This is a genomic window from Dietzia sp. B19, assembly GCF_014145155.1.
GTDB classification, from domain to species: domain Bacteria; phylum Actinomycetota; class Actinomycetes; order Mycobacteriales; family Mycobacteriaceae; genus Dietzia; species Dietzia natronolimnaea.
This window is the reverse complement of sequence record NZ_JAALED010000275.1, coordinates 12,381-21,336: the sequence shown is the minus strand read 5'-3', so window position 1 is coordinate 21,336 and position 8,956 is coordinate 12,381. Positions and strand designations below refer to the sequence as shown.

The 8,956-nt window shown below is 70.1% G+C and carries 11 protein-coding genes; 10 read left to right on the top strand and 1 reads right to left on the bottom strand.

Annotated features, from left to right (window positions below; translation table 11 throughout):
• The 8 genes from G6020_RS08775 to G6020_RS08740 form a co-directional block, all read left to right on the top strand.
• Positions 1–187 (top strand): CinA family protein (locus G6020_RS08775; RefSeq protein ID WP_182610353.1); only part of this gene is annotated, 187 nt, incomplete at its 5' end.
• Positions 188–203: 16 nt separating this feature from the next.
• Complete coding sequence (locus tag G6020_RS08770; RefSeq protein ID WP_179526252.1) at positions 204–536, top strand: helix-turn-helix transcriptional regulator; 333 nt, start codon at positions 204–206, stop codon at positions 534–536.
• 97 nt (positions 537–633) lie between these two features.
• On the top strand, positions 634–1,461 hold the full coding sequence (locus G6020_RS08765; protein WP_179525419.1) for a PspA/IM30 family protein: 828 nt from the start codon (positions 634–636) through the stop codon (positions 1,459–1,461).
• Positions 1,462–1,529: 68 nt separating this feature from the next.
• A complete protein-coding gene (locus tag G6020_RS08760; protein WP_179525418.1) occupies positions 1,530–1,724 on the top strand; it encodes a DUF3046 domain-containing protein in 195 nt (64 codons plus the stop codon).
• 222 nt (positions 1,725–1,946) lie between these two features.
• Positions 1,947–3,053, top strand: coding sequence for a recombinase RecA (gene recA, locus G6020_RS08755; protein ID WP_179525417.1), 1,107 nt, complete (start codon positions 1,947–1,949; stop codon positions 3,051–3,053).
• Positions 3,053–3,661 carry a regulatory protein RecX gene (locus tag G6020_RS08750; protein ID WP_182610352.1) on the top strand — a complete coding sequence of 203 codons (609 nt, stop codon included), beginning with the start codon at positions 3,053–3,055 and terminating at the stop codon, positions 3,659–3,661. Before recA ends, G6020_RS08750 begins: the two co-directional genes overlap by 1 nt.
• Positions 3,662–3,687: 26 nt before the next feature.
• Positions 3,688–5,256, top strand: coding sequence for a tRNA (N6-isopentenyl adenosine(37)-C2)-methylthiotransferase MiaB (gene miaB, locus G6020_RS08745; RefSeq protein WP_182610354.1), 1,569 nt, complete (start codon positions 3,688–3,690; stop codon positions 5,254–5,256).
• Complete coding sequence (locus G6020_RS08740) at positions 5,244–5,819, top strand: hypothetical protein (protein ID WP_182610351.1); 576 nt, start codon at positions 5,244–5,246, stop codon at positions 5,817–5,819. The genes miaB and G6020_RS08740 overlap by 13 nt, the downstream gene beginning before the upstream one ends.
• Before the next feature lie 75 nt (positions 5,820–5,894).
• Here G6020_RS08740 and G6020_RS08735 read toward each other — a convergent pair whose 3' ends face one another.
• Positions 5,895–7,280: a DUF349 domain-containing protein gene (locus G6020_RS08735; protein WP_182610350.1), complete on the bottom strand. Its 1,386-nt coding sequence runs from the start codon at positions 7,278–7,280 to the stop codon at positions 5,895–5,897.
• Between the two features lie 193 nt (positions 7,281–7,473).
• Between G6020_RS08735 and G6020_RS08730 the strand changes: the two genes are divergently transcribed.
• Both G6020_RS08730 and miaA read left to right on the top strand, forming a co-directional pair.
• Positions 7,474–8,172 (top strand): hypothetical protein, encoded by a 699-nt coding sequence (locus G6020_RS08730; protein WP_182610349.1) that lies wholly within the window; start codon positions 7,474–7,476, stop codon positions 8,170–8,172.
• Positions 8,169–8,956: tRNA (adenosine(37)-N6)-dimethylallyltransferase MiaA (gene miaA / locus G6020_RS08725; protein ID WP_347238338.1), on the top strand; the 788-nt coding region annotated here is incomplete at its 3' end. The genes G6020_RS08730 and miaA, both read left to right, overlap by 4 nt.

Genomic DNA, 8,956 nt, shown 5'->3' with positions numbered 1-8,956 from the left:
CGACCGCCAGGAGGGGAGGGCCGTGGGGACCGTTCACGTGGGGATCTGCGTGCCGGGAGTCGCGGCGCGGTCGACCGAGCTCTCCCTGGACGGCGGTCGAGCCGAGATCCGTCGGGCGGCCTGTGCCGCCGCCCTCGATCTGCTGGTGGGGATCGCCGACGAGGTCGGGAACGAATCGGCGACGTGAGGCGTTGTACCCCGTGATGCCGAACATCCAGATGACCACGCTGCCCCGACCGGACCACCGGAGCGGGCCCCCGCTGCTGCGGGAGACCCTCGGGACGGTGCTCCGCGGCCTGCGGGGCGATTCGGGGCGGACCCTGCGGGACGTCGCCGACGCCGCCCGGGTGAGTCCCGGGTATCTCTCCGAGATCGAACGTGGTCGCAAGGAGGCCTCGAGCGAGTTGCTCGCGTCCATCTCGGGTGCGCTCGACGTCTCGCTCGGCGAGATCCTCATCCGCGCGGCCCTCGAGGTCTCGCCCCCGGGTACCGTCTCGCTCCCGGGCACCGTCGCGGAGCCCGTCCTCGCGGCCTGAGCCCCACCCCGGCAACGCCCGGTGGTCGCCCCCCGACCTTGTTCGGTACCGTGGTACCGACCAGTCGTCCGAATCGGCAGAAGGACACTACGCAGCGATGGCCAATCCGTTCACCAAGGCATGGCGCTACCTCATGGCGTTGTTCGATTCGAAGATCGACGAGAATGCTGACCCCAAGGTCCAGATCCAGCAGGCCATCTCGGACGCGCAGCGGCAGCACCAGCAGCTGTCCCAGCAGGCGGCCGCCGTGATCGGCAACCAGCGGCAGCTGGAGATGAAGCTCAACCGCCAGCTCGCCGACATCGAGAAGCTGCAGGGCTCCACGCGGCAGGCACTGCAGATGTCCGAGCAGGCCCATCAGAACGGCGACACCCAGAAGGCGACCGAGTACGAGAACGCCGCGGAGGCCTTCGCCGCTCAGCTGGTCACCGCCGAGCAGAACGTCGAGGACCTCAAGGGACTCCACGACCAGTCGCTCCAGGCCGCGGCCCAGGCCAAGAAGGCCGTGGAGCAGAACGCGATGGTGCTCCAGCAGAAGGTGGCCGAACGGACCAAGCTGCTCAGCCAGCTGGAGCAGGCCAAGATGCAGGAGCAGGTCAGCGCGTCGCTGCAGTCCATGTCCGAGGTCTCGTCGGGCGGGAACACCCCGAACCTCGACCAGGTCCGCGACAAGATCGAGCGGCGGTACGCCAACGCCCTCGGGTCGGCGGAGCTCGCCCAGAACTCGGTTCAGGGCCGGATGCTCGAGGTCGAGCAGGCCTCGACCCAGATGGCCGGGCACAGCCGTCTCGAGCAGATCCGGGCGTCGATGAAGGCCGAGGGTGGTCAGCTCGGACAGGGGACCGGCTCTGCGTCCCAGCTCCCCCAGGGGCAGCCGCAGTCCGCCACCCCGCCTCAGCAGCAGGCGCAGACCGAACAGCAGTGAGTCGTCCGAGGACGGGCCGCCGGTGAACTGACCGGCGGCCCGTCGTCGTCCGTGGTGAAGGGGCACACGTGACACTGACCGAGTTCAGGGCCCGGACCGTCGAGGCCTTCGGGGACCTGCGGGCCGATCATCTCGTGAGGTCCCATCATCTGGCCGCGTTCGACGGGCGCACCGCCGACGAGGCCATCGACGCCGGTGCCTCCGTCAAGCAGGTCTGGTTGGCGCTGTGTTCGGAGTTCGAGGTTCCCGACTCATTACGCTGACCCCGTGGCGGCGTGTCGTTCGATCTCGAACACGCGTTCGTCTACACTCGGGTCATGTGATGACGGGATGGCCCGTCCACAGGGCGACATCCCTCCACAGTGAAGGGTTGCCGGGCTCGTGCGAGACGCATCTGTCGTACCCGACCCGTAGCGTCCGCGAGCGAGCAGACCACACAGACCGTCCGGCACGACACCGGAGGTCGAGCACGAACGGAGAGCATCATGGCCCCCAAGACCACCGCCAAGTCAGGTACCAGGACGGGCGTGGCCCAGAACCGCGAACAGGCGCTGGAGTTGGCGCTCGCGCAGATCGACAAGGCCTACGGCAAGGGGTCGGTCATGCGGCTCGGGGACGACACCCGGCCGCCGGTCCAGGTCATCCCGTCCGGTGCCCTGTCCCTCGACGTGGCACTCGGGATCGGCGGGTTCCCACGGGGCCGCGTCGTGGAGATCTACGGTCCGGAGTCGTCCGGCAAGACGACCGTCGCGCTGCACGCGGTGGCCAACGCGCAGGCCGCCGGCGGGATCGCCGCGTTCATCGACGCGGAGCACGCGTTGGATCCGGAGTACGCCCGCAAGCTCGGCGTGGACACGGACAACCTCATCGTCTCCCAGCCGGACACCGGTGAGCAGGCGCTCGAGATCGCCGACATGCTGGTCAGGTCGGGGTCCATCGACATCCTGGTGGTCGACTCCGTCGCGGCGTTGGTGCCGCGGGCGGAGATCGAGGGCGAGATGGGCGACAGCCACGTGGGCTTGCAGGCGCGACTGATGAGCCAGGCGCTCCGCAAGATGACGGGTGCGCTGCACAACACCAACACCACCGCGATCTTCATCAACCAGCTGCGCGAGAAGATCGGGGTGATGTTCGGCTCGCCCGAGACCACCACGGGCGGTAAGGCGCTCAAGTTCTACGCCTCCGTCCGCCTGGACGTGCGCCGGATCGAGACCCTCAAGGACGGCGCGGATGCGGTGGGTAACCGCACCAAGGTCAAGGTCGTCAAGAACAAGATCGCGCCCCCGTTCAAGATCGCGGAGTTCGACATCCTCTACGGCGAGGGCATCAGTCGCGAGGGATCGCTCATCGACATGGGTGTGGAGAACGGCTTCGTCAAGAAGTCGGGTTCCTGGTTCACCTACGGGGCGGACCAGTTGGGCCAGGGCAAGGAGAACGCCCGCCGGTACCTCAAGGAGAACCCCTCGGTCCGCGACGAGATCGAGCGGAAGATCCTCGACAAGCTCAATATCGGGGCGGGTGCGGAGATCGCGGAGATCGAGGCGGAGTCCGATGAGGACGCGCCTATCGACGTGGTGCCCGTCGAGTTCTGATGAGCGTGCAGGACCCGTGTGCGGCCGAGCCGGGGCGGGGTGTCGACACGGACGATCTACGCACCGCCATCGCGGCGGTGGAGGCCAGGCCGTCGAGTAGCTCGGACCTGCCCCCGTTGGCACCCGAGGCCCACGAGGCCGCGACGGCGGCTCTCCGACTTCTGCGCCACCGGCCACGGAGCCGACACGAACTGCGGGAGCGGCTGCTGGGTAAGGACCACGCGCCGGACGCGGTGGACGAGGCGCTGGACAGGGTCCGCGCCTGGGGCCTGCTCGATGACGCGGACTTCGCCTCGGAATGGGTCCGGGGTCGGCGGCGTCGACGCGGACGGTCGCGGGGAGCACTCGAACGTGAACTCCGCGAGAAGGGTGTCGCCGAGGTCCATATCGCGGGGGCGGTGGCCGGCATCGACGAGGCCGATGACCGACAGCAGGCCACCGAACTCGTGCGCGCGAGGCTCAGCCGCAGCCCGGTCGACTCCGGTCCCGGGGCGGATCTCCAGGGAGAACGGCGCAGGCTGGTGGCGTTCCTCGCCCGCCGGGGCTATCCGACGGGGTTGGCGATGACGGTGGTCGACGCCGAATTGGCGGCCCAGGTGTCGCCCTGAGTACCCTGGCCTGCGTGGATTCTCTCGTGACCGACCTGCAGGCGACGGCCGGAGACACCGGCGTCGAGCGCGTCGAGGGGCGCACCTACCAGGTGCGGACCTTCGGGTGCCAGATGAACGTCCATGACTCCGAGCGGCTCTCCGGTGTGCTCGACGCGGCCGGGTATGTGCCGTTCGAGGGTGAGGCCGACCCTGCCCGGGGCACTCTGCCGGACCTCGTGGTGTTCAACACGTGCGCCGTTCGCGAGAACGCGGACAACCGCCTGTACGGCACGCTCGGCCACCTGCGGCCGTGGAAGGACGCCAATCCCCGACTGCAGATCGCGGTCGGGGGATGCCTGGCGCAGAAGGACAAGGACGTCGTGGTCACGCGGGCCCCGTGGGTCGACGTGGTCTTCGGCACACACAATCTCGGGCACCTGCCCACGCTGCTCCAGCGCTCCCGGCACAACGAGCGGGCCGAGGTGGAGATCGCCGACTCGCTCCAGCACTTCCCCTCGACCCTCCCCGCCACCCGGGAGTCCGCCTACGCCGGCTGGGTCTCGGTGTCCGTGGGGTGCAACAACACCTGCACGTTCTGCATCGTCCCGTCCCTCCGCGGCAAGGAGGTGGACCGTAGACCCGGTGAGGTCCTGGCGGAGATGAAGGCACTGGCGGACGAGGGTGTCCTCGAGGTCACCCTGCTCGGACAGAACGTCAACGCCTACGGGCGATCGTTCCACGACCCCGCCGAGCCATCCGACAGAGGCGCCTTCGCGAAGTTGCTGCGCGCCGCCGGTCGGGTCGAGGGCATCGAGCGGATCCGGTTCACCTCACCACATCCGGCGGAGTTCACCGATGACGTGATCGAGGCGATGGCCGACACCCCCGCCGTCTGCCCACAGCTTCACATGCCCCTGCAGTCCGGCTCGGACCGAGTCCTGCGCGCGATGCGTCGTTCGTACCGGTCGGAGCGATTCCTGGGCATCCTGGACAGGGTGCGTTCCGCGATGCCGCACGCGGCCATCACCACGGACATCATCGTCGGGTTCCCCGGGGAGACCGAGGAGGACTTCCAGGCCACCCTCGACGTGGTGGAGAAGGCCCGGTTCACGAGCGCCTTCACGTTCCAGTATTCGCCGCGACCGGGGACCCCTGCGGCGACGATGGCCGACCAGATCCCCAAGTCCGTCGTTCAGGAGCGCTACGAGAGACTGATCGAACTGCAGGAGCGGATCACCCTCGAGGAGAACCGGCAGCAGGTCGGCCGTGAGGTCGAGCTGCTCGTCACCGCCGACCAGGGCCGTAAGGACGCCGCCACCGCCCGGATGACCGGCAGGGCCCGGGACGGCCGCCTGGTGCACTTCGCCCCGGTGGGGGAGCACGCCGGGCGGATCCGACCCGGCGACGTGGTCACCACCAGAATCACCTCCGCCGCCCCGCACCACCTGCTCGCCGACGACGGCGTGCTGACCTGTCGGACCACCAGGGCGGGTGACAGACACGAGGCAGGTGAGAAGCCGGAGACCCCGCCGATCGGCGTGGGGCTCGGACTGCCCACGCTGCGACGTGACGTCCTCGCCTCCGACACCACCCAGAAGGGATGCCTCACGTGAACACCGCTGACCGCCCGGACCCCATCCAGGGGATCATGGAATCCAGCAGGACCGTGGATTCGGAGTTCCGACGCAGGGACAGGATGCTGGGCCACACCCTCGTCATCGGCAAGGCCTATCTCGCGTCGGCCGTCCTGATCGTGTTGCTCGCCGCCGCACTCGCGCTTCCCCACAGCGACGGGGTGCGTGGCCTGGACGTGCTCTTCTTCACCGAGGCGGCCCGGGACCAGCAGACCTCGCTGCCCTCCCACGTCTTCGTCCTGCTCTATTCGGTCGGCGCCATCCTGTTCGGATCCGTCATGATCATCACCCAGAAGTGGTGGGCAGCGGGGATCGCCTGGGGCGCCAGTTGCGTGGCCACGGTCTACGGGATGCTGGCGATCTGGCTTCGCCAGTCCGGACGGGGACCGAACCCCGACTTCCAGGATTTCGGCGCCCCCGGGATCGGCCTGTACGTCAGTGTGATCCTGGTGCTGCTCCTGGTGATGACCCTGGCCGGCGTCCTGTGGGCGCGCACTCCCGAACAGCGCGAGCTCGAGGACTCCGTCCGCCACGGCGACTGAACCAGCTCGCCGCACCCCTCGGATCCACCCCATGCAGCAGGGCCCCACCGTGTCGGTGGGGCCCTGTCGGCGTGATCAGCGGGTGTCGACCGCGTTCTCGGCGGCCTCGGCCCATTCCTTCCACTGCATGGCCTGCGCACGGGCCTTCTCGGCGTCCTTCGACTTGCCCGCGGCGTCGGCCTTCGCCGCCTGTGCCTCGAAGTCGTCCACCCGCACCCAGAACTGGGCGGCGCGGGCCTTGGCCTCCGGGTCGGTCCGTCGCCATTCGGCGTCGGCCGCGTCGGAGACGGTCTTCTCCAGGGCTCGGATCCGTCCCTCGAGCTGCCCCATCCTCTCCCGTGGGACCTTGCCGATCTCCTCCCAGCGGGTCTGCAGCTCCCGTAGCGCCGAACGGGCCGCGTCGAGGTTCTCGTCGGGATTGATCCGGCCCGAGAACTCGGTGAGCAGCGCCTCCTTGGCGTCCGCATTGCCCTCGAATTCCGCGTCCCGCTCGGCGGCCGCGGCGTGGCGGGCGTCGAAGAACCTGTCCTGGGCGGCCTTGAAGCGCTTCCACAGGGCGTCGTCGGCCTCGCGGGGAGCGCGGCCCGCGGCTTTCCACTCGTCCATGAGGCGCCTGAACGCGGTGGCCGTGTCGTTCCAGTCGGTCGAGGCCGAGATGGCTTCGGCTCGTTCGACCAGCTCCTCCTTGACGCGCTTGACGGAGGCGCGGGTGCGGTCGAGTTCCGCGAAGTGGGAACCACGGCGCCGGTTGAACGCCTCGCGGGCCTTGGAGAAGCGCTTCCACAGTGCGTCGTCGGTCTTGCGGTCGATGCCGCGAATGGTCTTCCACTCGTCGAGGATCTCCCTGAGGCGATCGCCGGCGGCCTTCCACTGGGTGGACGACTCACCGATCTCCTCCGCCTCGACGGCCAGCGCCTCCTTGCGGGCGATCGCGGTGGCGCGCTCCTCGTCCTTGCGTTGGCGCGCCTCGACCTCGACAGCGCCGGAGCGCTCGACCACGGTGGCGAGTCGGGTCGCGAGGGCGTCGAGATCCCCCACGGCCGCAGCGGAGGGGAGCTGCTCGGCGAGGGCCTCGGCGGAGGCCCGGGTCTTGCGCGCGTCCTGTGGGTGCGAGTCGAGTCGCGCTTCGAGGAGTGAGACCTCCGCGACCAGGTCGTCGTACCGGAGGCCGAAGTGGGCCAGACCTTCCTCGGGTGCACCCGCCTGCCAGGAGCCGACCTGGCGTTCGCCCTCGGAGGTCCTGACGAACACGGCGCCGGAGTCGTCGACCCGACCCCATTCGGACGGGTCCGACGCCCGGACGATGCGCGACTCGGGGGCCGCCACCGCTCGCGGTGCCACCTTCCGGGCCAGTGCTGCGGGGGACGGCGCACCGGGACGCGGGCCCGGGGTCGGAGTGGGGGTCGGTGCGGACGTTCCGGGGTTCGCCTCCCCGGGGGTGGTCGGTGACTGGTCGCTCATCTGGTCCTCGTTTCGTTCTGCCGCGTGACACGGCACCATCGCCGGAATCCCACCGGTCGTCGCCTCGCCGTCCCGGTGAGGGGTCGGCATCTCCCTAGTGTGTACCAACCGCCGCCCGGGCGCCGGGGTATCCCCAGCGAGTCCGACAGAGTCCCGGGGCGGCGCTCCTGCGGAGGTCAGTAAGGTGCTCCGTGTGAACACCCCTGTCGTCCTGGTACCCGGCGCACCGGTTCTGGTGCCCGAACTGTCCGGAGAGGCGGCCGCGGAGACCGCCGGCCAGGTCGACGCCGCGCTGGATCTGCTCAGGACGGCGTCGTCCGGCCTCGAGAGGGTGCTCGTGCTCGGCTCGGACCCCGAGGGGCGGACGATGGGTGACGTCCGTTCCTCGCTGTCGAGGTGGGGGGCGGCGGTCCGGGTCGGGCGTTCCGAGGCGGTGGAAGCCGAGTACGAGGATGTCCCCGACGCGGCCCTGATCGCATGGTGGCTGCTCGACCGCGCCGGGATCGACCAGCCCCGGTCGTTCGCGGGCGTCACCGGCGGTGGACGGGTCTCTCGGCCCCCCGGGCGCGGCACCCTCGTGGTCGTCGTGGGGGACGGTCCCGCCTCCCTCACCCCCCGGGCACCCGTGCCCGAGGACCCGCGTGGTGTCGCCCTCGACTCGGATCTCACCGAGTGGCTGCGTCGCGGTGGCCCGCTGCCCGATCCCGGTGACGCGGTGGCGGAGGCCGTGGGGTGGTGGAGCCGGCCCGCGTGGCTCGGGCTGGCCGGGCTGGTCGGGGAGAGGTCTGCGGTGGAGTCGGTGTCCTGGGCGCCGTTCGGTGTGGGGTATCACTGCGCTCGCTGGGATCTCTCGTCGTCGTCGGATTCCCCGGGTCAGTGGGGTCACGGGTGAGCGGCCCCGCACCGGTCGCGGTGGTGGGCCCGACCGGCACCGGGAAGTCCGACCTCGCCCTCGATCTGGCGCAGCGGCTGGGCGGGGAGGTGGTCAATTGTGACGCCATGCAGCAGTACCGCGGCATGGACATCGGTACCGCGAAGCTCCCGCCGTCCCTCCGACGTGGCATCCCGCATCACAGGCTCGACGTCCTCGAGGTGACCGAGACCGCGAGCGTCGCCGACTTCCGTCGCGAGGCCGAGCGCGAGATCGCGGAGATCCGGGAGCGCGGGAACGTGCCGATCCTGTGCGGAGGATCGATGATGTACATCCAGGCCCTGGTCGACGGCTGGTCCATCCCCGACACGGATCCCGCGGTCCGGGCGCGCTACGAACGGCGCCTCGAGGAGATCGGGGTCCGGGCGTTGCACGCCGAGCTCGCCCGCGCGGACCCCGAGGCCGCTCGGACCATCCTGCCGACCGATCCCCGCCGGACTGTTCGGGCACTGGAGGTGGTGGAGCTGACCGGTCAGCCGTTCTCCGCCTCGAGACCGACCATCGGCGCACCTCGGTGGGGCACGCGGCTGCTCGGCCTACGGTGCGCGCTTCCCGAGCTCGATGACCGGCTGGACGCCCGTACCGGGCGCATGTTCGCCGACGGGCTGATCGACGAGGTGCGTGGGCTCGTCGGGCTCGGACTGCTCGAGGGCGTGACGGCCCGGCGGGCCATCGGGTACGCGCAGGTTCTCGACGAGATGGACGACGAGCTGGGGATCGACGACGAGGGGGTGGCCCGCGCCCG